General features: G+C 66.5%; 19 protein-coding genes. 12 read left to right on the top strand and 7 right to left on the bottom strand.

Annotation, left to right across the window (positions count from 1 at the left end; all coding sequences use genetic code 11):
• Positions 1 to 122: 122 nt before the first annotated feature.
• Positions 123 to 1,013, bottom strand: a complete 891-nt coding sequence (locus tag BMI01S_RS11715) for a MurR/RpiR family transcriptional regulator (protein ID WP_028214637.1) — start codon at positions 1,011 to 1,013, stop codon at positions 123 to 125.
• Positions 1,014 to 1,303: 290 nt separating this feature from the next.
• Here BMI01S_RS11715 and BMI01S_RS11710 point away from each other — a divergent pair, with 290 nt between their 5' ends.
• From BMI01S_RS11710 to iolB, 7 genes are all read left to right on the top strand, one after another.
• Entirely contained in the window at positions 1,304 to 2,365 is a 1,062-nt protein-coding gene (locus tag BMI01S_RS11710; RefSeq protein ID WP_028214636.1) for a sugar ABC transporter substrate-binding protein, read from the top strand.
• A gap of 290 nt (positions 2,366 to 2,655) precedes the next feature.
• Entirely contained in the window at positions 2,656 to 3,819 is a 1,164-nt protein-coding gene (locus BMI01S_RS11705) for an ABC transporter permease (protein ID WP_028214635.1), read from the top strand.
• Positions 3,820 to 3,834: 15 nt separating this feature from the next.
• Positions 3,835 to 4,644, top strand: coding sequence for an ATP-binding cassette domain-containing protein (locus BMI01S_RS11700; protein WP_028214634.1), 810 nt, complete (start codon positions 3,835 to 3,837; stop codon positions 4,642 to 4,644).
• A 38-nt stretch (positions 4,645 to 4,682) separates the two neighbouring features.
• Positions 4,683 to 6,683, top strand: a complete 2,001-nt coding sequence (locus tag BMI01S_RS11695) for a bifunctional 5-dehydro-2-deoxygluconokinase/5-dehydro-2-deoxyphosphogluconate aldolase (protein WP_028214633.1) — start codon at positions 4,683 to 4,685, stop codon at positions 6,681 to 6,683.
• Positions 6,680 to 8,671 carry a 3D-(3,5/4)-trihydroxycyclohexane-1,2-dione acylhydrolase (decyclizing) gene (iolD, locus tag BMI01S_RS11690; protein WP_028231701.1) on the top strand — a complete coding sequence of 664 codons (1,992 nt, stop codon included), beginning with the start codon at positions 6,680 to 6,682 and terminating at the stop codon, positions 8,669 to 8,671. The genes BMI01S_RS11695 and iolD overlap by 4 nt, the downstream gene beginning before the upstream one ends.
• 30 nt (positions 8,672 to 8,701) lie before the next feature.
• Positions 8,702 to 9,616 (top strand): myo-inosose-2 dehydratase, encoded by a 915-nt coding sequence (gene iolE / locus BMI01S_RS11685; protein ID WP_028214631.1) that lies wholly within the window; start codon positions 8,702 to 8,704, stop codon positions 9,614 to 9,616.
• Positions 9,613 to 10,416: a 5-deoxy-glucuronate isomerase gene (iolB, locus tag BMI01S_RS11680; RefSeq protein WP_028214465.1), complete on the top strand. Its 804-nt coding sequence runs from the start codon at positions 9,613 to 9,615 to the stop codon at positions 10,414 to 10,416. The genes iolE and iolB overlap by 4 nt, the downstream gene beginning before the upstream one ends.
• A 76-nt stretch (positions 10,417 to 10,492) precedes the next feature.
• Here iolB and BMI01S_RS11675 read toward each other — a convergent pair whose 3' ends face one another.
• On the bottom strand, positions 10,493 to 12,175 hold the full coding sequence (locus BMI01S_RS11675; RefSeq protein WP_028214466.1) for a methyl-accepting chemotaxis protein: 1,683 nt from the start codon (positions 12,173 to 12,175) through the stop codon (positions 10,493 to 10,495).
• A 475-nt stretch (positions 12,176 to 12,650) separates the two neighbouring features.
• Here BMI01S_RS11675 and BMI01S_RS11670 point away from each other — a divergent pair, with 475 nt between their 5' ends.
• The 3 genes from BMI01S_RS11670 (at position 12,651) to BMI01S_RS11660 (ending at position 15,503) form a co-directional block, all read left to right on the top strand.
• A complete protein-coding gene (locus BMI01S_RS11670) occupies positions 12,651 to 13,904 on the top strand; it encodes an MFS transporter (protein ID WP_028214467.1) in 1,254 nt (417 codons plus the stop codon).
• Positions 13,905 to 14,093: 189 nt separating this feature from the next.
• Entirely contained in the window at positions 14,094 to 14,579 is a 486-nt protein-coding gene (locus tag BMI01S_RS11665) for an adenosine-specific kinase (RefSeq protein WP_028214468.1), read from the top strand.
• Positions 14,580 to 14,585: 6 nt separating this feature from the next.
• A complete protein-coding gene (locus tag BMI01S_RS11660; protein WP_028214469.1) occupies positions 14,586 to 15,503 on the top strand; it encodes an ATP adenylyltransferase family protein in 918 nt (305 codons plus the stop codon).
• Between the two features lie 8 nt (positions 15,504 to 15,511).
• On the opposite strand, the gene BMI01S_RS11655 is transcribed toward BMI01S_RS11660, so the two are convergent.
• The 3 genes from BMI01S_RS11655 to BMI01S_RS11645 form a co-directional block, all read right to left on the bottom strand.
• Entirely contained in the window at positions 15,512 to 16,024 is a 513-nt protein-coding gene (locus tag BMI01S_RS11655) for an acyl-CoA thioesterase (protein WP_042289254.1), read from the bottom strand.
• Positions 16,025 to 16,076: 52 nt separating this feature from the next.
• Positions 16,077 to 16,607, bottom strand: a complete 531-nt coding sequence (locus tag BMI01S_RS11650) for an NUDIX domain-containing protein (protein WP_028214470.1) — start codon at positions 16,605 to 16,607, stop codon at positions 16,077 to 16,079.
• A gap of 126 nt (positions 16,608 to 16,733) precedes the next feature.
• Positions 16,734 to 17,963 carry a YbfB/YjiJ family MFS transporter gene (locus tag BMI01S_RS11645; protein WP_028214471.1) on the bottom strand — a complete coding sequence of 410 codons (1,230 nt, stop codon included), beginning with the start codon at positions 17,961 to 17,963 and terminating at the stop codon, positions 16,734 to 16,736.
• A gap of 96 nt (positions 17,964 to 18,059) precedes the next feature.
• Here BMI01S_RS11645 and BMI01S_RS11640 point away from each other — a divergent pair, with 96 nt between their 5' ends.
• Positions 18,060 to 18,992, top strand: coding sequence for a LysR family transcriptional regulator (locus tag BMI01S_RS11640; RefSeq protein WP_028214472.1), 933 nt, complete (start codon positions 18,060 to 18,062; stop codon positions 18,990 to 18,992).
• 120 nt (positions 18,993 to 19,112) lie between these two features.
• Here BMI01S_RS11640 and alaS read toward each other — a convergent pair whose 3' ends face one another.
• Complete coding sequence (alaS, locus tag BMI01S_RS11635; RefSeq protein ID WP_028214473.1) at positions 19,113 to 21,737, bottom strand: alanine--tRNA ligase; 2,625 nt, start codon at positions 21,735 to 21,737, stop codon at positions 19,113 to 19,115.
• 317 nt (positions 21,738 to 22,054) lie between these two features.
• On the opposite strand from alaS, the gene BMI01S_RS11630 reads away from it, so the two are divergent.
• On the top strand, positions 22,055 to 23,275 hold the full coding sequence (locus tag BMI01S_RS11630; protein ID WP_028214474.1) for a CaiB/BaiF CoA transferase family protein: 1,221 nt from the start codon (positions 22,055 to 22,057) through the stop codon (positions 23,273 to 23,275).
• Positions 23,276 to 23,329: 54 nt separating this feature from the next.
• On the opposite strand, the gene BMI01S_RS11625 is transcribed toward BMI01S_RS11630, so the two are convergent.
• Entirely contained in the window at positions 23,330 to 23,878 is a 549-nt protein-coding gene (locus BMI01S_RS11625) for an RBBP9/YdeN family alpha/beta hydrolase (RefSeq protein WP_154671324.1), read from the bottom strand.
• Between the last annotated feature and the right edge of the window lie 131 nt (positions 23,879 to 24,009).

Genomic DNA, 24,009 nt, shown 5'->3' with positions numbered 1-24,009 from the left:
CGTACTTGAGGCGCACGCCCGGCTGGCGCGCGAGATTCGCCGCATGAATGCGGCCGATGCGTCCCGCGCCGAACACGGCCACATCCAGCGTTTGCGCTGCTCCGCTTGCTCCGCTTGCTCCGTTAGTCATCGTATCCTCCGGTGTCGGTCGATTCTTCCACGTTGAGTTCGAGCCGGTACGCAAGCGCAATGAAGAGCGCCTGGCACAGGCAGAAGGTGCTGGTGAGCGAGCGGAACGCAAACGCGCTCCCCTCCTTCACATAGAGTTGCGCGGTCGCATGGCGCGCGAGCGGCGAAAGCTGGCTGTCGGTAATGACGAGCGTTCTGGCGTGATGTTGTTGCGCCACGCGCAGGCAGTATTGGGTTTCCTTGCCATAAGGCGCGAAGCTGATGGCGATCACCACGTCGCCCTTCTTCACGCTGCGAATCTGCTCGTGGTACATGCCGCCGAGGCCGGAGACGAGATGCACGCGCTTCCTCGTGTGCTGCAGCGCGTAGACGATGTAACTCGCCACCGGAAACGAGCGGCGCACGCCGACCACATAAATGTTGTCCGCCTGCTCGAGCATCGTCACGGCTTCGTCGAACTGCGCGCCGTCGAGTCCCGCTTCGAGCTCGTCGAGGCCGCTGCGGCAAGCGCCGATGAACTCGCGCGCGACGGCGCCGCCCATCTCCGGGCTCGCCTCGCCTTCCTTCGCGTCGATCAGCTGACGAATGCGCTGCTGGTAGCTCGTGGCCGATGCGCCCTGGCCCGCATACGCCTGGCGGAACACCGCTTGCAGATCGGAAAAGCCCGAGAAGCCGAAGCGCTGCGCGAAGCGCACCACGGCCGAAGGATGCACGCCGCAGCTCGCGGCAATGTCGCTCGTGCGGTCCATCATCACGCTCGCGCGGTGCTGCTCGATGTAGGTCGCGATGCTTTTCAGCTGGCGCGGCAGTGCCTCGTAATCGCCCGCGATGCGCTGCATCAATTCATCCACGCCCGCTACGGCGTCGGTCGTTTCATCCGCCATGATCGTTTTCCTTGCTCATTGCCGCACTGCCGCAAAGCCTTCTCTGGCTTGCATTCCACGGCATGTCGACGGAGCCGATTATAGGCAGCGTGTCACACGAATGGAACAGATTTTCCATTTTTATTTGTAATGAAATTTTCGTTGCAAGTCGCGAGGCGATGTCCTAATCTTGTCGATGAGCGCGGCATGGGGCGCAACGGTTCACGACGATGCGCACACACTCTGCACAACAACGCGCGGCTGCGGCGCTCGCCCCAAGAACGAACGACAGACCGAAAAAGGTGGAGACAATGACTCAACGCAAGGGCAAGACGATGCTCCGAAGGTTGGCCGCAATGCTCGCGCTGGCAGCGGGACTGAGCGGCGTGAGCGTCCTCGGCGCGCAAACGGCGCAGGCCGCCGACGCGCATTTCGTGCTGATCAGCCACGCGCCCGATTCCGACTCGTGGTGGAACACGATCAAGAACGCCATCAAGCAGGCCGACGAAGACTGGAACGTCGAGACCGACTATCGCAATCCGCCCAACGGCGACATCGCCGACATGTCGCGGCTGATCGAACAGGCCGCCGCGCGCAACTACGACGGCGTGATCGTCACCATCGCCGACTACGATGTGCTCAAGAGTGCCATCGGCAAGGTCACGGCCAAGAAGATTCCGCTCGTGACGATCAACTCGGGCACCGAGGAGCAAAGCGCGCAGCTCGGCGCGATCATGCATGTGGGCCAGCCCGAATATGTCGCGGGCCACGCCGCAGGCGAGAAGGCCAAGGCGGCGGGCGTCAAATCGTTCCTGTGCGTGAACCACTTCGCCACCAACGCCGTTTCGTTCGAGCGCTGCCGCGGCTTTGCCGATGCGCTCGGCGTGGACTACAAGTCTTCGACGATCGACTCGGGCCAGGACCCGACCGAGATCCAGTCGAAGGTGAGCGCGTATCTGCGCAATCATCCGAACACGGGCGCGATCCTCACGCTCGGCCCGGTGCCGGCGGCCGCCACGCTGAAGGCAGTCGACCAGATGGGCCTTGCGGGCAAGATCTACTTCTGCACGTTCGACTTCTCGGACGACATTGCGAAGGCGATCCGCGCGGGCACGATCCAGTTCGCGATCGACCAGCAGCCGTACTTGCAGGGCTACATCCCGGTGGCCGTGCTCGCGATCGTGAAGAAGGATCACACCACGGATCCGCAAAAGATCCGCCAGATTCTCGAAGCGAATCCCAAGTTCAAGCAGCGTCTCGAAACCTATGGCCTGCAGCCCTCGTATGGCCCGAAAAATATCCGCTCGGGCCCGGGCTTCATCACCAAGGAGAATCTCGACAAGGTCGTGAAGTTCGCGGGTCAATACCGCTAGGTTTTTCTTCTACAACGCGCGGCGACGGCTAGCATCTTCCGATGCCCATCGCCCCTCGCCAGCCTCGCCGCGCGCCATTCACCGTGTTGCTTTTACTGCAAGGCAGTGGCTTGTGGGGAATGCGCTCGGGTATTCGTCATTGCGTGAGACTGGAGCGGTCAATCGAGCTTCGGTCGATCGCTTACCAGGCATGGGACCGGAGCAGGTGCTCTGCGCCAACTCCGGTCGACAGTTCTACTTGGGACCGGAGTAAGTGCTAAAGCACCAACTTGGTCGACAAAGGAGACATCATGGGTGTAGCCGGCAAACACTTCCCCTCGCACGCACCGGAGAGCGGCGCTCAAGAGACGCCCACGCCGCAGCCAGGGGCCAGCGACGAACGCGTGCGCCGCGAATCGTGGTTCGGCCACCTGCTCGGCCGCCCCGAATTCGCCGCGATTTCCGGCACCGTGCTGGTCTTCGCCGTCTTCGCGATCGGCGCGGGCGGCTCGGGCATGTTCGATCTCGACGGCGTGATGAACTGGTCGCAGGTTGCCGCTTACCTTGGGATCCTGAGCGTTGGCGCCTGCCTGCTCATGATCGCCGGCGAGTTCGATCTCTCGATCGGCTCGATGATCGGCTTCGCCGGCATGATGGTCGCAATCCCCACGATGTACTTTCACTGGCCCATCGCGCTGTCGATTCTGTTTGCGTTCGTGGGCTGCGTCGCGCTCGGCGCACTCAACGGCTACCTCGTGATGCGCACGCGGCTGCCCTCGTTCATCGTCACGCTCGCGTTCCTCTTCATTCTGCGCGGCCTGACGCTCGCACTATCGATCATGTTCGCCGACCGCACGATCGTCTCGGGCGTGGGCGACGTGGCCAAGGCCGACTTTCTGACCAACCTGCTCTTTCACGGCACGGCGTTCAAGGGCCTGTTCGTGGCGCTCGCGCATGTCGGCATCGGCAGGATGCTCGACAACGGCCAGCCGCTCGTGCCCGGCGTGCCCAAGGTCATTCTCTGGTGGTTCGCGCTCGTCGCGATCGGTGCCTTCGTGCTCGCCAAGACGCGCTACGGCAACTGGATCCTCGCCGTCGGCGGCGATTCGAACGCCGCGAAAAACGTCGGCGTGCCCGTGAAGCGCGTGAAGATCTCGCTCTTCATGCTCACCGCGTTCTGCGCATGCCTCTTCGCCGTGCTGCAGGTTTGCGACATCGGCTCCGCCGCCGCGGACCGCGGTCTTCAGAAGGAGTTCGAAGCGATCATTGCCGCGGTGATCGGCGGCACGCTGCTAACCGGCGGCTACGGCTCGGTGATCGGAGCCGCGTTCGGCGCCCTCATCTTCGGCGTCGTGCAGATCGGCATCACCTATACGAACATCGATTCCGACTGGTTCCGCGTGTTCCTCGGCGTGATGCTGCTGATTGCCGTGCTCTTCAATCACTATGTGCGCCGCCGCGTCGCGCAATCGTAAGCCGGAGATGCTCAAATGTCCGATACGCTCAATCCCGCAAACGACGACACGATTCTCGCGCTCGAGAACGTCAGCAAGTACTTCGGCAAGGTCATCGCGTTGAACGGCGTCACGCTGCGCCTGAAGCGCGGCGAGGTTCACTGCCTGCTCGGCGACAACGGCGCGGGCAAGTCCACGCTGATCAAAACGCTCGCCGGCGTGCACCAGCCCACTTCGGGCCAGTACTTCGTCGACGGTAAGCCCGTGACGTTCGACTCGCCGAAGGACGCGCTCGATCTCGGCATCGCGACCGTCTATCAGGATCTCGCGCTCGTGCCGCTGCTCTCTGTCGCGCGCAACTTCTTCATGGGCCGCGAGCCGCAGAAAAAGCTGTTCGGCTTCATCAACGTGATGGACCTCGATGCGAGCGCCGCGATCGCCAAGGAACGCCTCGCCGGCATGGGCATCAACGTGCGCGACCCGCATCAGGCCATCGGCACGATGTCGGGCGGCGAAAAGCAATGTCTCGCCATTGCGCGCGCCATTCACTTCGGCGCACGCGTGCTGATTCTGGACGAGCCCACCGCCGCGCTCGGCGTGAAGCAAAGCTTCAACGTGCTCAAGCTGATTCATGCGGCGCGGGCCAAGGGCATCTCGGTGATCTTCATCACGCACAACGTGCATCATGCCTACCCCATCGGCGACTCGTTCACGCTGCTCAATCGCGGCCGCTCGCTCGGCACCTATACGAAAGAGACGATCAGCAAGAACGAAGTGCTCGACATGATGGCGGGCGGCGCGGAAATGCAGAAGATGATCGCCGAGCTTGACGGCGCGACCATTTGAGCATCGCACGCCTCGCACAGAACTCCTCAGGAATCCATATGGCCCACACTCGTTCAACTCCGAGCCGCTTCGCCACCGGACGCAGCCGCGACATCATCTGCCTCGGCCGCCTCGGTGTCGACCTCTACGCGCAGCAGGTGGGCGCGCGGCTCGAAGACGTCTCCACCTTTGCGAAGTATCTGGGCGGATCGTCCGCGAACATCGCCTTCGGCTGTGCGCGTCTTGGCCTGAAATCGGCAATGCTGACGCGCGTGGGCGACGATCACATGGGGCGCTTTCTCGTCGAAACGCTTGCGAAAGAAGGCTGCGATACGAGCCACGTGCGCGTGGACCACGAACGCCTCACGGCGCTCGTGCTGCTGGGCCTGAAGGACCGCGACACGTTCCCGCTGATCTTCTACCGCGAAAACTGCGCCGACATGGCCGCCGACGCGCAAGACTTCGACGAGGCATTTATCGCTTCGTCGAAGGCGCTGCTCATCACCGGCACGCACTTCTCTACCGCGCAAGTGAACCGCACGAGCCTCGCCGCCCTCGACTACGCGCGCCGCAACGATGTGCGCACCGTGCTCGACATCGATTACCGGCCCGTGCTCTGGGGCCTCACGGGCAAGGCCGATGGCGAAACGCGCTTCGTGGCGAGCGAAGGCGTGAGCGCGCATTTGCAGCGCATTTTGCCGCTCTTCGATCTCGTGATCGGCACGGAGGAAGAGTTTCGCATTGCGGGCGGCAAGGAAACGCTCGTCGATGCGCTCGAGCGCGTGCGCGAAGTCTCGGGCGCGACGCTCGTCGTCAAGCGCGGGCCACTCGGCTGCCAGATCGTGGAAGGCGCGGTGCCCGCCTCGATGGACGAACTGCCGATGCAGCGCGGCGTGGAAGTCGAGGTGCTCAACGTGCTGGGCGCCGGCGACGCGTTCGCTTCCGGCTTCCTCTCCGGCTGGCTGCGCGACGCAACGCTCGATGAATGCGCACGCGCGGCCAACGCGTGCGGTGCGCTGGTCGTCTCGCGGCACGGCTGCGCGCCCGCCATGCCCACGCCGGTGGAACTCGACTACTTCCTGCGCGAAGCCGCCGCCGATCCGGCGCGCATGCGCCGCCCCGACCGCGACGCGACGCTCGCGCGCCTGCACCGCGTCACGCCCGCGCGCACGCCGCGCGACGAAGTGCTCGGCTTCGCGTTCGATCATCGCAACCAGTTCTTCGATCTCGCGCAGCAGACGGGCGCGGACGAAACGCGCATTGCGCATCTGAAGAATCTCTTCGTCGAGGCGGTCGCGCAAACCGAGCGCAGCCTTGGCCTGCAAGGATGCATCGGTGTCCTGATCGACGACCGCTACGGCCAGGACGCGCTCAATGCCGCGACCGGGCGCGGCTGGTGGATCGGCCGGCCGGTCGAGCTGCCGGGCTCCGTGCCGCTCGTGTTCGATCACGGCCGCTCGATCGGCACGACGCTCGCCACCTGGCCGATCGAACACACGGTGAAATGCCTCGTGCAGTTCCACCCCGACGAGCCCATCGAACAGCGCATCGAACAGGAAACGCAACTGCGCGCGCTCTACGATGCCACCCAAGCGAGCGGCCACGAGTTGCTGCTCGAAGTGATCCCGCCGAAGCTCAATGGAAAGCCGAATGCGCCGGATACCGTCTATCGCGCACTCAAGCGGCTCTACAACATCGGCCTCTACCCGGAATGGTGGAAGCTCGAACCGATGGATGCCGCCCAATGGCACGACATCGATGCGCTGGTCGCCGAGCGCGACCCGTATTGCCGCGGCGTCGTGCTGCTCGGGCTTTCCGCGCCCATCGAGCAGCTCGTGGAAGGCTTCCGTGCGGCCGCGACATCGAACACCTGTCGCGGCTTCACCGTGGGCCGCTCGATCTTCTACGAGCCGAGCCATGCGTGGCTCGCGGGCGAGATCGGCGACGACGAAGTGATCGCCCGCGCGCGCCGCGCTTTCGAAACGCTCATAGGCGCGTGGCGCGCGGCGCGCGCCGACGCTCGCGGCACGCACCCCAAACACGAGGAGAAAGCGGCATGAACCAACGCATCGCTCCTGTCGGCGACGTCTCGCCGGAAAGCCCGCACAACGCAGCGCCGGCCAACCACGCGAGCACGGTACGGCTCACGGCGGCGCAGGCGCTCGTGCGCTATCTCGCGGCGCAGCGCGTGGCGAGCGAAGACGGCTCGGGCCGCACCGAGCCGCTGTTCGGTGGCGTGTTCGCGATCTTCGGGCACGGCAACGTGGCCGGCATCGGCGAGGCGCTTTATCAGTATCGGCATGAGCTGCCCACGCTGCGCGCACACAACGAGCAAGCCATGGCGCACAGCGCGATCGCGTATGCGAAGGCGCATTTTCGCAGGCGCATGATGGCGGTCACGACCTCGATCGGCCCAGGCGCCACCAATCTCGTCACGGCGGCCGCGCTCGCGCATGTGAACCGCCTGCCCGTGCTGCTGCTGCCCGGCGACATCTTCGTTTCGCGCGAACCCGATCCGGTGCTGCAACAGCTCGAGGATCTGCACGATGGCGGCGTCTCGGCGAACGACGCGCTCAAGCCGGTGTCGCGCTACTTCGACCGCATCGTGCACCCCGCGCAACTGCTCACGGCACTGCCGCGTGCGCTGCGCGTGCTCACCGACGCAGCGCTCTGCGGCCCCGTTACGCTCGCGCTGCCGCAGGACGTTCAGGCAATGGCGTGGGACTACCCGGCGAGCTTCTTTACACCGCGCCTTGTCACGTTCCACGCGAGCGCGCCCATTCAGGCCGAGATCGATGCGGCGCTCACGCAGCTGCATCGCGCGAAACGCCCGCTCATCGTGGCGGGCGGCGGCGTGCTGTACTCGCGCGCGGCGCAGGCGTTGCGCACGCTTGCCGCCTCGCGCGGCATACCCGTTGCCGAAACGCAGGCGGGCAAAGGCTCGCTCGCCTGGGACGATCCGCTCAACGTGGGTGCGATCGGCGTGACGGGCTCGCCCGCCGCCAACGAACTCGCGCGCGACGCCGATTGCGTGCTCGCCGTGGGCACGCGTCTGCAGGACTTCACGACCGGCTCCAACTCGCTCTTTGCCAACGCGCACGTGATCGGCGTGAACGCCAACGGCTTCGACGCGCTCAAGCATCACGGCCTGGCCGTGCAGGCCGACGCGCGCGAGGCGCTCGCCGCGCTCAACGACGAGCTGATCAACTGGCGCGCCGACGCGAACTGGACCGCCCGCGCCCAGCGCCTCGCCAATGAATGGCGCGCGAGCGTCGAACGTCTCACGCATGCGCGCGAGGAACGCAACACCCTGCCCTATGACGCCGACGTGATCGGCGCCGTGCAACGCTCGTCTAACCGTTCGTACACCGAAGATATCGTCGTCTGCGCGGCCGGGACGCTGCCTGCCGAGTTGCACAAGCTATGGCGCGCGGGCCGGCCCGGCGCCTATCACGTCGAATACGGCTACTCGTGCATGGGGTACGAAATCGCGGGCGGCCTGGGCGCGAAGCTTGCCCGGCCCGATCGCGAGGTCATCGTCATGGTGGGCGACGGCAGCTATCTGATGATGAACAGCGAGATCGCCACCTCGGTCATGCTGGGCGCGAAGCTCATCATCGTCGTGCTCGACAACCGCGGCTATGGGTGCATCAACCGCCTGCAGCAGGCCTGCGGCGGCGCGCCGTTCAACAACCTGTTCGACGACTGCGCACAAGGGCCGCTCGGCGCGCCGCGCATCGACTTCGCCGCGCATGCGCGCTCGCTCGGCGCACAGGCCGAACACGTGGCGAACGTGGCGGAACTCGAAGCGGCGCTGCAGCGCGCACGCGCCTCGTCGCGCACCTACGTGGTCAGCATCGACACCGACCCCGCGCGCACCACCGAGGAAGGCGGCTGGTGGTGGGAAGTCGCGGTGCCCGAGGTGTCGACGCGGGTAGCCGTGCGGGAGGCGCGCTCGCGCTATGAAGCGCATATCGCCGAGCGTGGCGGACGCGCGCAGGCAGAAGACGACGGCCTCGCTGGCGCCAACGAACCCGATCAAGCATGACGAGCCTGATAGAGACATCGAGGAGCGCACATGAGCGCATTTGAAGTACGCATCGGCATCAACCCGCTGTCGTGGATGAACGACGACCTGCCTTCGCTTGGCGGCGAGACGCCGCTCGCTCAGGCGCTCACCGAAGGGCGCGAGATCGGTTACGAGGGCTTCGAACTCGGCAACAAGTTTCCGCGCGAGCCGCAGGCGCTCAAGGCGCTGCTCGCGCAATACGATCTCTCGCTCGTCTCCGGCTGGTACTCGGGCATGCTCGCGCGGCGCAGCGTGGAGGAAGAAATCGCCGCGGTGGAAAAGCATCTGGACCTGCTCGCGCAGAACGGCGCAACGGTGATGGTGTACGGCGAGGTCGCCAATTCGATCCAGGGCGCGCCGCGGCCGCTCTATCAACGGCCGCGCTTCTTCAGCGACAAACAGTGGGACGAATACGCCGCGCGCGTGGACGCCTTCGCGCGCCATACGCTCTCGCGCGGCGTGCGCCTCGCGTATCACCACCACATGGGCGCCTATGTCGAAACGCCCGCCGACGTCGACAAGCTCATGGCGCGCACGAGCGATGCAGTGGGCCTCCTCTTCGACGCGGGCCACATGACGTTTGCGGGCGGCGACCCGGTGGCCGAGCTCGACAAGCACATTGCGCGCGTGTGCCACGTCCACTGCAAGGACGTGCGCCCCGCTGTCATCAAGCTTGCGCGCAACCGCAACTGGAGCTTTCTCGACGCCGTGCTCGCCGGCGCGTTCACCGTGCCCGGCGACGGCGCCGTCGATTTCCCTGCGATCGTCGCGCGCCTGAAACGTCACGGCTATCGCGGCTGGCTCGTAGTCGAAGCCGAGCAGGACCCTGTCGTCGCACCATCGTACGAATATGCGCAAAAGGGTTACCGCACGCTGCGCACACTCGTCGATGCTACGGACACCCAATCGAAGGAGGCAGCATGACTCTGCTGGTCAAGGCCTCGCGCGAAGGCCAGACGATCGCGCGCGTCACGCCCGACACCGCGGGCTGGCGCTATGTCGGTTTCGCAGCCTATCGGCTCGGCAAGGACGAGGTCGTCTACGTATCCGAGCCCGATCGCGAAAGCTGCATCGTCGTGCTCTCGGGTGCGGTGGATATCGAAGCCGGCGGCGAGCGCTGGTCGAGCCTCGGCTCGCGCGACAGCGTATTCGAAGACGCCGCGCCCTACGCGCTCTACGTGCCGCCCCGCGTGAAGGCCACGGTGCGCGCGACGCGAGAAGCCGAGGTGGGGGTGGCGAGCGCGCCGGCCAAAGGCACGCTGCCAATCCGCCTCATCGAGCCCGCGCAGATGAAGCGCTCCACGCGCGGCAAGAACGCGAATACGCGCTACGTCTGCGATATCCTGCCGCAAGACGCGGCCGCCGAATCGCTGCTCGTGGTCGAGGTGCGCACGCCTTCGGGCCACTCGTCGAGCTACCCGCCGCACAAGCACGACGCCGACCGTCTGCCGCAGGAAAGCGCGCTCGAAGAAACCTACTATCACCGGCTCAACCCGCGGCAAGGCTTCGCCTTCCAGCGCGTGTACACCGACGCGCGCGATCTCGACGAAACGATGGCCGTGGAAGATCACGACGTGGTGATGGTGCCGCGCGGCTATCACCCGGTGGTCGTGCCTTATGGTTACGACTCGTACTACCTGAACGTGATGGCGGGGCCAACGCGCGAATGGCACTTCCACAACGACCCCGCGCACGAGTGGATCATCGAGCGCGACGCGAAGTGATGGGCGCATAAAAAAACGCCGCGTTGTGCAAAATCAACGCGGCGTTTTTCGTTGCATCGGCAACCAACGGCCATCATCAGGCCAACTGGAATTTCCCCACGAGCCGCTTGAGCACCTTTGCCTGATCGTCGAGCGACTGCGCCGCCGCGGTTGCCTCTTCGACGAGCGCCGCGTTCTGCTGCGTGCCGGCGTCCATCTGCGAGACCGCGCGGCCGATCTCCTCGATGCCCGAGCGCTGTTCGCGCGAGGCCGCCGAAATCTCGCCGATAATGTCGTTCACGCGCTTCACGGCCTTCACGACTTCATCCATCGTCGAGCCGGCGTCCTGCGCCAGCGTCGAGCCGTTGGCGACGCGCTCGACCGACGCGTCGATGAGCGTCTTGATTTCCTTGGCCGCCGCCGCGCTGCGCTGCGCGAGGCTGCGCACCTCGCCCGCCACCACCGCGAAGCCGCGCCCGTCCTCGCCCGCGCGCGCCGCTTCGACAGCGGCGTTGAGCGCGAGAATGTTGGTCTGGAACGCGATGCCCTCGATCACGCCGATGATGTCCGCAATGCTCTTCGCGCTTTCGTCGATCTGCTGCATCGTCGAGACGACGCGCCCCACGACCGCGCCGCCCTTCTCCGCGATGGCCGAGGCGTTGCCCGCCAGCGTGCTGGCCTGTTCGGCGTTCTCGGCGTTCAGGCGCACCGTGGACGTGAGCTGCTCCATGTTGCTCGCCGTGCGCTCGAGCGCCATCGCCTGTTCTTCGGTGCGGCGCGAGAGATCGAGATTGCCGGTCGTGATTTCGCCCGAGGCCGAAGCGATCGCCTCGGCGCTCGCGGCGATCTCGGCGACCGTCGTCGAGAGGCCTTGCTGCATGTCGCGCAGCGCGCCCAGCATGCTCGACGCGTCGCGCGCGTGAACCGCCACGGGCTGCGCGAGATCGCCGGCCGCGATGCGCGCCGCGATGGCCTTGGCATGCGCGGGCTCCCCGCCCAGTTGCCGCGCGATGCGGCGCACGACCCACTCGCTCACGAAGAAAGCGAGCACGAACATGGCCACGGTCGCGACCGCCATCATCACGAACGACGACTTGAAGATGAACCCGGCTTTCTCGATGGTCGCCTTGGCGGCCGTGCCGCGTTGCTCGACGAGGTCGTTGACGAGCGTTTCGAGCTTGCCGGTCTCGACGAGGAGCGAGACGTCCTGGGTGCCCACCTGCCAGCTCATCTGCGAGAGATCGAGCGGCTGCTGCTTCACGAGCGTCACGAAGTCGCGCAAATGGCCGCTCCATGCCGTGGTCGCGTCCGCGAGCTTCTTTTGCAGCGCCAGCGCGTCGCCGCCCTGCAGCTGTGCGTATTCCTGGAGCTGACCCATGCCGCGTTCGAGCGCGCCGAGATCCTTGTCGATGTCCTGGCCCAGTTCGTCACGCTCGCGCGCCGTGGTGGCGGTGAGCAGCATCTTCTGCGCGCGGCTCGCGCGCAGCACATGGCCGCGCGCTTCCTCGGCAGCGCGGCTCGCGACGTATCCCTGTTCGTAGATCGATTGCGCCGAGCCGTTGAGGCGGCTGATCTGCGCGAGCGAGACTGCGCCGATGGCGAGCGTCCCGATCAGCACGAGCGCGAAGGCGAGGCGCAGTGTCGCTTTCACCGAGAGTCGCGCGTTGCGCGTTGCGGCGCCGGGGCGTCCCGTCTTGCGTGGCGGTGCGAGGGTGGCGCCTGATGCCGGATCCTGCGGCACGAAGCCCGCGTGCCTGCCGCGTTGCGATACTGCTTTCATCTTTTTCCGTCTCCATGCCGATGGGTCCTGGCGCTTCAGCGCTGAGTCCCATCCCATGCAGAGCACTGCTCTGCCTGTTGTTCGACGCCACGCCATCGTTCGTGATTTGCGTTGCGCCTCAACCCCGGTCTACGGCACACCTTCGCGCAATCTTTAACATGCCGCCGCGCGCGGTGCTTCTCATACTCCGGCCCCGTAATCGGGCGCCTCGTGGGCGCACCTGGCGACGGTTATACAGGATCCAAACGAATGCCAAAAATCCCTGAAGAAATTCGGGTGCTGGCTGCAGCCCCTTGCGACAGAGGGCCGCAGGGCCTGGCGCACGCGATGTGTCCGATTCTCGACAAAGCTTGTCCGTACATTTCGACCAAGACACATTACACTGCGCCCATAACTCTTATACATGTCCTTTCATGCCATCGCCGCTGCTTACCCGAGTGGCGCCCGCTGAATACTCTCTGCTGCTACCGACAACATGGAAACCAGTCTCGACAAGCGCGCCCTGCCGGGTGCCGCCGCGGGTTCGTCCGCGGCCGCCGCTGCGTCCGCGGTGCAACGCACCGTCTACCCCGTGCTGGGTGCGATCAGCTTCTCGCACCTGCTCAACGACATGATCCAGTCGCTGATCCTCGCCATCTATCCGATGCTCAAGGACAGCTTCTCGCTGTCGTTCACGCAGATCGGCCTCATCACGCTCACCTACCAGATCACGGCTTCGATGCTGCAGCCGCTCGTGGGTGTCTTCACCGACAAGCGCCCCATGCCTTACTCGCTGCCCGTCGGCATGGGCTTCACGCTCTGCGGCCTCCTGCTGATGTCGGTCGCGCCGACTTTCGGCGTGCTGCTGGTCGCGGCATCGCTGGTGGGCTGCGGCTCATCGGTGTTCCATCCGGAATCCTCGCGCGTCGCGCGCATGGCTTCGGGCGGCCGCCACGGCCTCGCGCAATCGCTCTTTCAGGTCGGCGGCAATGCGGGCACGTCGCTCGGGCCGCTGCTCGCCGCGGCCGTCGTGATTCCGCACGGCCAGCGCAGCATCGCGTGGTTCTCGGCGGCCGCGCTGGTCGGCATGGTCGTGCTCACGCAGATCGGCCGGTGGTACAAGGCCCATCCGGCGATGAAAAAGAAGCGCGCCGAAGCGCCTCACGTCGTCCTCCCGCGCTCGCGCGTGGCGATCGCCATCGGCATTCTCGTGCTGCTCGTGTTCTCGAAGTACTTCTACCTCGCGAGCATCAACAGCTATTTCACGTTCTATCTGATCGACCGCTTCCACCTGAGCGTGCAGGCCGCGCAGATCCATCTGTTCGTGTTCCTCGCCGCAGTGGCCGCGGGCACGATCATCGGCGGGCCGGTAGGCGACCGCATCGGCCGCAAGTACGTGATCTGGGGCTCGATTCTCGGCGTGGCGCCCTTCACGCTGCTCCTGCCCTATGCCAACCTGTTCTGGACCGGCGTGCTCACCGTCATCATCGGCGTGGTGCTGGCCTCGGCGTTCGCGGCCATTCTCGTCTATGCGCAGGAGCTGATTCCGGGCAAGGTCGGCATGGTCGCGGGCCTCTTTTTCGGCTTCGCGTTCGGGTTGGGCGGCATCGGCGCGGCGGTGCTCGGCCAGTTGGCGGACGCCACCAGCATCGCCTTCGTCTACAAGGTCTGCTCGTTCCTGCCGCTCATCGGCATCCTCACCGTCTTCCTGCCAGACGTGGAAGCCAGGCGCCCGAAGAAGGCGGCCTGAGCACGGCGACACGCCTCGCTCCCCGGCGAGAACGGCCGGACGACCCGCGAGGGCGTCCGGCCGTTCTTGCTTGTTCGCCTCTCGCACGCTTTGCCCCGCCGCGACTTCGTACTAGGCTTGTTAATGGCCGCCAGCCGCCGCAACGCCGGTGGAAGGCGGCGCTTTCGAGACACCCGCGCGAGGTGAGCGATGCAACTGTCCACGGTAGAGATCGAAAAGCCCGAAGCCACCAACTTCATTCTCGGCCAGACCCACTTCATCAAATCCGTCGAGGATCTGCACGAGGCGCTCGTCGGCGCGGTGCCCGGCATCCAGTTCGGCCTGGCGTTCTGCGAGGCGTCGGGCAAACGGCTGGTGAGACGCTCGGGCACGCAGGATGGGCTCATCGAAATGGCCACCCAGAACGCGTCGCGCATCGCTGCCGGTCACTGTTTCATCGTCTTTCTCGGTGACGGCTTTTTCCCGCTCAACGTGCTCAACACGATCAAGGGCGTGCCCGAGGTGTGCCGCATCTTCTGCGCCACCGCGAACCCCACGCAGGTGCTGATCGCGGAAACGGACCAGGGGCGCGGCATCATCGGCGTCGTGGACGGCATGCCGCCGCTGGGTGTGGAGGCCGAGGACGACGTGCGCTGGCGCAAGGACCTGCTACGCGCGATCGGCTACAAGGCCTGAGCGCCGATGCAAACGCTGCGCGCGGCGATCGAGCGCCAGACGGCGCACGCGCTCGCGTGCGGCGCGCTCCATCGCATCGAGACCGCGCACACCTTCATCGACGATGGCGGCGTGCGTTTTACCGTGCGCGTGGCCGAAAACCTCGCGCGCAAGGAGGCGGCGCGCCTCGCGCCACCTGTTTCGATGGGGTCCGAAGTGCCTCCGCCGCGCAATCCCTTCCTGCCTTACGAGCCCGACCTATTCGTTGCCGATCTCTCGCCCACGCATGTCGCGCTGCTCAACAAGTTCAACGTGATCGACCAGCATCTGCTGATCGTGACGCGTCGCTACGAACCGCAGGAAGCGCTGCTCGACGCGGCCGACTTGACCGCCCTGATCGCGGCGCAGCGCGAGATCGATGGCCTTGGGTTCTACAACGGCGGGACCGCCGCGGGCGCGAGCCAGCCGCACAAGCATCTGCAGCTGGTGCCGCTGCCGCTCGTGGGCGATTCGCCGCACGGTTCGCCGCAAGAGGCGCCGATCGAAGCGTTGTTCAGCGGCGCGCAGGCGGCCCACGGTGCACGGCCGATCGCGATCGTGCCGAGTCTCCCCTTTCGCCATGCGTTCGCGCGCCTCGATTCCGGCTCCGGCTCGCCGGGCGACGCCGCGCGGGTGGCGCTCGACTGCTATCGCGCGCTGCTCGATGCGGCAGGCGTACCGGCCGTCGATGTCGGCGGCGTCGCGCATCAGGGCGCGCCGTACAACCTGCTCGTCACGCGGCGCTGGATGCTGGTCGTGCCGCGCTCTGCCGAATGCGTCGAGGGCATCTCGATCAACTCGCTCGGTTTCGCCGGTTCGTTCTTCGTGCGCGATGCAGCGCACTTGCAAACGCTCGCCCTAATCGGTCCGATGAGGGCGCTCGAACGTGTCGGCTTGGCGCGCTGAGCCGCGTTTCAACCTGCGCGCGACGGATTCGCCGCGCTGCCGGTCACCGTATCGGCCGCTGTGCTCGCGTCGCTCCCCTCGCTCGCGATGTCGAGCGGTTCGAGTGCCGCACGCAGCGCATCAGGCAAGGCGCTCACGGGCCGGCGCGTCGTCCGGTCGACGTACACGTGCACGAAATGCCCCTGCGCCGCAGGCGCATCCTCGCCCTCGCGAAACAGCCCGACCTCGTAGCGCACACTCGACGAGCCGAGGCGCGCGACGCGCAGCCCCGCCTCCACGCGCTCCGGAAACACGAGCGGCGCGAAGTAGTTGCACTGCGTCTCGACGACGAGCCCGATCGTCGCGCCGTGCTCGATGTCGAGCGCCCCCGCGCGAATGAGATACTCGTTCACCACGGTGTCGAAGTAGCTGTAGTAGACGACGTTGTTCACGTGGCCATAGACGTCGTTGTCCATCCAGCGCGTGCCGATCGGCAGGAAATGGCGATACCCGGAACGGGCGACGGTGACAGGTCGGTTCATCGAAGAAGTCCGGAGATGGCTTGGCGGAGAAGCGGGACGCGTTGCGCGGGCGTCATTGGCCGGGACGCTCGACGAACTCGAACGGCAGACCGCGCCGTCGCATCCATTCGCCGAGCGCCTGGCCCGTGCCTGCGCGCCACGGCCGCAACTTCGCGGGCTCGACGAGACGATATTCGAGCAGTTCGGGAGAAAGCGCGATGGTCCCCGACGCCTTCACGTGATACGCGATGATGAGTTCGTTCTTGCGGATGAACTCGTACACGCCCACCAGTTCGACGCTCTCGGCGCGCAGCGACGTTTCTTCGTGCACCTCGCGCGCGATGCCCTCCTCGGGCGTCTCGCCGTTTTCGAGGAACCCGGTGATGAGCGCGAACATGCCTTCGGGCCACGCGGCGTTGCGCGCGAGCAGAATGCGGCCTTCGTACTCGACGATCGCCGCCACGACGGGGAGCGGATTGTTCCAGTGCACGTAGCCGCAGGCGAGGTCCGGGCAGGCGAGACGCACCCGGCCGCCTTCGTGGGACGGATCGGCGCGCTCGGTCAGACGCGAGGCGCAGCGCGGGCAAAACTGGTAATCGGTCATGGATGAAATGGCGCGGATCGATGGCGCGCAAGGCAGGCCGCGCGGCCCGGCGGGCGCGCTCGCGGCTGGCGCGCGAAACGCCCATTCTAGTGGGCTATCGCGATCGGCGCGTAGCGCTCCCCAGCGCTAGCGCGCCGGCGTCTGCGAACCCCGCGCAAGCCAGACCCGCCACACGAGCCCCAGCGCCCCGACCACGAGCACGCCCGCCGCGAGCCATAGCGAAGGCGAGAACGAGCCCGTCGATGCCGCGAGCGGGGCGGCCACGAGCGGTCCCGCGATCTGCCCGATGCCGTAGGAGGCAGTCGCATAACCCATCAGCGCGGCCGCGTGCTCGCCGCGCAGAAGGCGCGCCTCCCGCATCGCGAAGAGCGTGATCGCCGTGAACGGCAGTCCGATCAGCACGCTGCCAAACGAAAAGCCCGCGGCGTTCGGCCAGACGATGCCGAGCGCAATGCCCACGGCCTGAAGCACATAGGAGCCCGCCAGCATCAGGCGATTGTCCCAATGGAGCGGCAGGCGCGCCGCGAGCAAAGCGCCAGCGATGAGCGCCGCGCCCAGCATCGGCCAGAACAGGTCGGGCCAGGCCGAGCCCGGCAGCGCATGGCGCGCGATCACCGGCAGGAAAGTCGCCGTGATGATGTAGCCGAAGCCGGGAACGCCGTAGAGCAGCACGAGCCAGAAGGCATCGGCACGACGGCTTGCGCGGCCCTCGGGTGCGGCACTGGCGCTTGCACTCGCGCCCGAACGCGGCGCCAGCGCTCGCATGTCCTCGCCGAACGGCGCCCAGACGACCACGGCGAGCAACGCGCTGATCAACCCGAAGCCGATCCAGCCTGCTCGCGCGCCAAGACCGCCCGCGGCGCTGACGAACAACCCGGTCGCGATGATGCCGAAGCCGGGTCCGGTATAGATCACGCCGCCCCACTCGTGCGCGCCCAGTTGCGCGAGCCGCCGCAGGCCCCATTGCGAGGCGAACACGAAGGTCCACGCGCTCACCGCGCCCGCCACGAAACGCACCACCGCCCAGATCCAGAACTGCTGCGTGATGCCCATCGCGAACGTGAGGAGCACCGTGGCCACGAGGCCTGCTCGCACGATCCGGGCAGGCGCGAAGCGCAGCGCGACACAAGTGACTGCGCCGACGAAGTAGCCGGCGTAATTGAGCGAGGCGAGCCAGCCGCCTTGACGCAGATCGAGCGAGCCGCCATGCAACATCAGCGGCAAAAGCGGCGTAAACGCGAATCGCCCCACGCCCAGCGCAACGGCAAGCGCGGCCATGCAGGCGAGAGCGGCGCGGCGCCCGGCATGCGGATGCGGTTCTGAGACGTGGGCGGCACGGGAGGCGTAATCGTTCATGAGCGGGAAAGAAGAAGCGACTGCCAACATCGTAGGCGACGCTATCGTTCACGAAAAATGAATTATCATGAACGAATGCATTCCGAGGAGAGAACCATGGACCTCGCCGAACTGGCGATCTTCCGGGCGGTCGTGAGGGAAAACGGGGTGACGCGGGCCGCCGCCAAGCTCAACCGCGTGCAGTCGAACGTGACCACGCGCATCAAGCAGCTCGAAGACGAACTCGGCACGCCGCTCTTCACGCGCGACGGCCGCCGCCTCGTCCTCACGCCGGCCGGCGAGACCTTGCTGCCCTATGCCGAGCGCCTGCTCGCACTCGCCGACGAAGCCCGTCACGCGCTGAAGGCCGGCCAGCCTTCGGGACGCCTGCGGCTCGGCACCATGGAAAGCGCCGCGGCAAGCCGCCTGCCGGCTCTGCTCGCGCACTATCACCAGGCGTGGCCCGAGGTCACGCTCGAACTGGAGACCGGCACGACCGGCACGCTGATCGAACGCCTGCGCGAATACGAGATCGATGCGGCGCTGATCGCCACGCCGCTCGCGGGGCCGCCTGACGCCGACGTTTTCGAGTACGTGCCGGTGTTTCGCGAAGAACTCGTGATGCTCACGCCGCGCGGCCACCGGCCGATCCGCCAGCCCGGCGACATCGCCCTCTCCACGCTCGTCGCGTTCGAGCGCGGCTGTGCGTATCGCGCTTATGTCGAGCGCTGGTACCTGGAGCATGGCATCCGGCCGTCGCGCGTGCTGGAGCTCGGCTCGTATCACGCGATCGTCGCCTGCGTGGCGGCGGGCGCGGGTGTGGCCGTCGCGCCGCGCTCGGTACTCGAATTGCAGCGCAGCCTCGGCGAGGTCACGATCCATTCGCTCGGCAAGCTCGGCGAGATCGACACGCTGCTCGCGTGGCGCCGCGGGCATTATTCGCCGGCGCTCGCGGCATTGAAGGCGGCGCTTCTCGAGCATGCGCAACGCGGGGGCAGCGAGGCGTTGCCGTTGGCCAGTGAAACGGGAGCAACGCCCGCACAGCTGTAAGCCATCAGAGCCACCGGAGCCGCACTAACCGCACGGCTTCAAAGCCGCGCCATGCAAAAAGGGCCGCCCTTTCGGACAGCCCTTCTTCATCGCCAGGCGGCATTCAAGCCGCGACGCGCATTACAGCTTCGCTTCGACCCAGCCCTTCACGCCGGCGAGCGCGGCCGGCAGATTGGCGGGTTCGGTGCCGCCCGCCTGCGCCATGTCGGGACGGCCACCGCCCTTGCCGCCCACCTGCTGGGCGACGAAGTTCACGAGTTCGCCGGCCTTGACCTTCTTGCTCGCCTCGGCGGTCACGCCCGCGATCAGGCTGACCTTGCCGCCGTCGACAGCCGCGAGCACGATCGCCGCGCTCTTGAGCTTGTCCTTGAGCTTGTCCACGGTCTCGCGCAGCGTCTTCGAGTCGGCGCCTTCGAGCGTAGCGGCGAGCACGTGCACGCCGTTCACTTCGATGGCCTGGCCCACGAGCTCGTCGCCCTGGCTCGAAGCCAGCTTCGACTTGAGCGCGCCCAGTTCCTTTTCGAGCGACTTGACCTGATCCTGCACCTGCGCAATGCGCTGCGTGAGTTCCGAAGGCTGCGCCTTGAGCGCCGCGGCTGCCGCGTTGATGGTCGCGTCGAGGTCCTGGACGAAGCGCACGGCGTTGTCGCCCGTGATCGCTTCCACGCGGCGGATGCCGGCGGCCACGCCGCCTTCCATGACGATCTTGAAGAGGCCGATGTCGCCACTGCGCATGACGTGCGTGCCGCCGCAGAGTTCGCGCGAGAAGCCGAGGTCCATCACGCGCACTTCGTCGCCGTACTTCTCGCCGAAGAGCGCCATGGCGCCGCCCTTCACCGCTTCGTCGTAGGACATCACGCGCACGATGCCGGGCGCGTTGGCCAACACTTCCGCGTTGACGATCTGCTCGACACGGCGGATTTCGTCGTCCGTCATCGGCGCGTTGTGCGCGAAGTCGAAGCGGGTCTTGTCGGCATCGACGAGCGAGCCCTTCTGCTGCACGTGCGAGCCGAGCACTTCGCGCAGCGCCTTGTGCATCAGGTGCGTGGCCGAGTGGTTGCGCGCGGTGCGGGCGCGGCGCATTGCGTCGATTTCCGCCTTCACGACGTCGCCCACCTTCAGCGTGCCCTGTTCGAGCGTGCCGTGGTGGCCGGACACGTCCGCCTGAACCTTGAGCGTGTCGGCAACGGCAAAGCGGATGCTCGCGTTCGAGATCACGCCCTGGTCGCCCACCTGGCCGCCCGATTCCGCGTAGAACGGCGTGTGGTCGAGCACGACCACGGCGTCCTGGCCCGTCTTCACTTCGTTGACAGACGCGCCGTCGACGTAGAGCGCGACGACCTTCGCGTCGTCGAACACGATCTCTTCGTAGCCGTGGAACGTGGTCTTCGCGCCCGAGTATTCGAGGCCCTGCGTCATCTTGAACTTGCCCGCCGCGCGCGCCTGCTCGCGCTGGCGCGCCATCGCTTCGTCGAACGCCGGCTCGTCGACCGTCACGTTGCGCTCGCGGCACACGTCGGCCGTCAGGTCGAGCGGGAAGCCGTAGGTGTCGTGCAGCTTGAATGCGAGTTCGCCGGAAAGCGTCTTGTGGCCCTTCGCTTCGAGGTCCGCGAGTTCGGCTTCGAGAATCGACATGCCGTGCTCGATGGTCTCGAAGAAGCGCTCCTCTTCCTGGCGCAGCACGTCGGTCACGCGCTGCTGCGCTTCGGCAAGTTCCGGATAGGCCGCGCCCATTTCGGCCACGAGGTCCGCCACCAGCTTGTGGAAGAATGCGCCCTTCTTGCCGAGCTTGTAGCCGTGGCGGATCGCGCGGCGCACGATACGGCGCAGCACGTAGCCGCGACCTTCGTTGCCCGGAATCACGCCGTCGACGATCAGGAACGAGCACGCGCGGATATGGTCGGCAATGACCTTCAGCGAGTTGTTCGTGAGGTCCGGCGTGTTCGTTTCGCGCGCAGCGGCCTTGATGAGGTTCTGGAACAGGTCGATCTCGTAGTTGCTATGCACGTGCTGAAGCACGGCCGCAAGACGCTCGAGACCCATGCCCGTGTCGACGCACGGCTTGGGCAGCGGCGTCATGTTGCCTTGGGCATCGCGGTTGAACTGCATGAACACGAGATTCCAGATCTCGATGAAGCGGTCGCCGTCTTCCTCGGGCGACCCCGGCGGCCCGCCCCAGATCTCCGGGCCGTGGTCGTAGAACACTTCCGTACACGGGCCGCAGGGGCCGGTGTCGGCCATCTGCCAGAAGTTGTCGGAGGCGTAGCGCGCGCCCTTGTTGTCGCCGATGCGGATGATGCGCTCGACCGGTACGCCGATTTCCTTCGCCCAGATGTCGTAGGCTTCGTCGTCTTCCTTGTAGACGGTCACCGTGAGCTTGTCGGCCGGCAGCGCGTAGACCTTCGTGAGCAGTTCCCAGCAGTAGTGGATCGCGTCGCGCTTGAAGTAGTCGCCGAACGAGAAGTTGCCGAGCATCTCGAAGAACGTGTGGTGACGCGCGGTGTAGCCGACGTTCTCGAGGTCGTTGTGCTTGCCGCCCGCGCGCACGCTGCGCTGCGCCGTCGTGGCGCGCGTGTACGGGCGCTTGTCGGTGCCGAGGAACACGTCCTTGAACTGCACCATGCCCGAGTTGGTGAAGAGCAACGTGGGGTCGTTGCCCGGCACGAGGCTCGACGAGCGCACGATCGTGTGGCCCTTCGATTCGAAGAACTTGAGGAATTTCTCGCGGATGTCGGCGGCTTTCATGGCGTGCGTTGGGTCCTTCTCTTGGGGGCGTACGGTGCTCGATCTTTGTCGTGGTCGGGGGCCCGGCTTGCGGCAAAACCCCGGTGCTGAATCGGACGATTATACGGGATCGTCGCGCGCTCGCGGCGGCGCTGCGCGTCCGGGCGACCCCACTGCGCGTGGCCGGGCACGGACCTCGATGTAGCCGGCTCGCGGCTTGTGTTCCGCTTAGCGGAACATCGTACCGAAAATTGGCGCAGGTCACGCCGATCGCTTACCATGGGCGGCATCGGCCAGCGCTCGCGGCCCGCCATAGAACGACATTGGGAAGACATAGCATGGGTGCTCTCAGCCATATCCGCGTACTCGATCTCACCCGCGTCCTCGCCGGACCGTGGTGCGCACAGACCCTCGCCGACTTCGGCGCCGACGTGATCAAGGTGGAGCGCCCCGGCGCCGGCGACGACACGCGGCACTGGGGGCCCCCGTACCTGAAAACCCCCGACGGCGCGGACACCGCCGAAGCCGCCTACTACCTTGCCGCGAACCGCAACAAGCGCTCGGTGACGGTGGACATCGCCACGCCCGAGGGGCAGCGCATCGTGCGCGAACTGGCCGCGCAAAGCGACGTCGTGCTGGAGAACTACAAGGCTGGGCAGCTCAAGAAGTACGGGCTCGACTACGCGTCGCTGCGCGAGGTGAAGCCCGATCTCGTCTACTGCTCCGTGACCGGCTTCGGACAGACGGGGCCCTATGCCTCGCGCGCGGGCTACGACTTCATCGTCCAGGGCATGGGCGGCTTCATGAGCATCACCGGCGAGCGCGACGCGCTGCCGGGCGGCGGCCCGCAAAAAGCCGGCGTGGCGATCGCCGACCTCATGACCGGCATGTACGCGACCATCGCCGTGCTCACGGCGCTCGCCCACCGCGACCGCACGGGCGTTGGCCAGTACATCGACATGGCGCTGCTCGACGTGCAGGTGGCCATGCTCGCGAACATGAACTCGAACTACCTGGCGAGCGGCAAGCCGCCGGCGCGCTGGGGCAATGCGCATCCGAACATCGTCCCCTATCAGGCATTCCAGACGAGCGATAGCTGGATCATCCTGGCCGTGGGCAACGACGGGCAGTTCCGCAAGTTCGTCGAAGTGGCCGGCCGGCCAGAGCTTGCCGACGACGAGCGCTTCGCGACCAATCCGGAACGCGTGCGCCATCGCGAGACGCTCGTGCCGATCGTCGCCGACCTGATCCGCACGCGCGCGAAGGCCGACTGGATCGGCGCGCTCGAAGCCGCGGGCGTGCCGTGCGGGCCGATCAACAACCTCGCGGAAGTGTTCGAGAACGAGCAGGTGATCGCGCGCGCGCTGCAGGTCGATGTGCCGCACCCCTCGGGCGGCACGGCACGGCTCGTGGGCAATCCCATCCGCATGAGCGAGACGCCGCCGCGCGTGGCGAGCCATCCGCCCACGCTCGGCGAGCATACCGATGCGGTACTGCGCGATGTGCTCGGGTATGCGGATGAGCAGGTCGCCGCGCTGCGGGACAAGGGCGTGGTTTGACGCGTGCCTGCGCATAAGCAAGGCCCGGCCGCATAGAGCGACGCGGCCTTCGCCCTATTTTTTCATCGACATCAACCAGTCGATGCCCTGCGGCCAGTCGTCGAGGCCGCTTTCGGCGTTGATGTGCCCGCGCGCGCCGATATCGAACCAGCGGCTTCCCCAGGCCTGCGCGCAGCGCTGCGAAAACGCCACGCCGCAGTAGGGATCGTCGCTGCTCGCGACCACGACGCTCGCGAACGGCAGCGCCGCCAGCGGCACGGGATCGAACCCCCGCGCGTCGCGCGGAAAGTCGGGGCCGTGCGGATCGGGCAGCGCGACCAGCAGCGCGCCGGCCACCTTCGCCCGCGTCGCGGCGCTCGCGTGGCGCGCGGCCCAGTGCGCCACGGTCAGGCAGCCCAGGCTGTGCGCCGCGAGGCGCACGCCGGCGGGCGCGCGTTGCACGGCGGCTTCGAGCGTCGCGCACCACGCCTCGCAGTCCGGGTGCATCCAGTCGGGCATCTGCACCCGCGCAAAGCCCGCGTGCGCGGCCTCCCAGCGCGTCTGCCAGTGTCCGGGCCCTGAGTCCATATAGCCCGGCAGCACCAGCACACGTGTTTCGCTCATCGTCAGCTTCTCCTCGCTTTTTCGTGGTCCACGCGACGATCCGGCACCGGGACTGGCACGGCGGGTCGCGTCAGGTAGAATGGAAGACACCATCGGGTGCCCAATCGCGTGCATTTTGCCTTTTATCGGGC

The sequence above is a fragment of the Paraburkholderia mimosarum LMG 23256 = NBRC 106338 genome, assembly GCF_000739815.1.
Lineage (GTDB): Bacteria > Pseudomonadota > Gammaproteobacteria > Burkholderiales > Burkholderiaceae > Paraburkholderia > Paraburkholderia mimosarum.
This window is presented reverse-complemented; position numbering and strand designations above follow the sequence as displayed.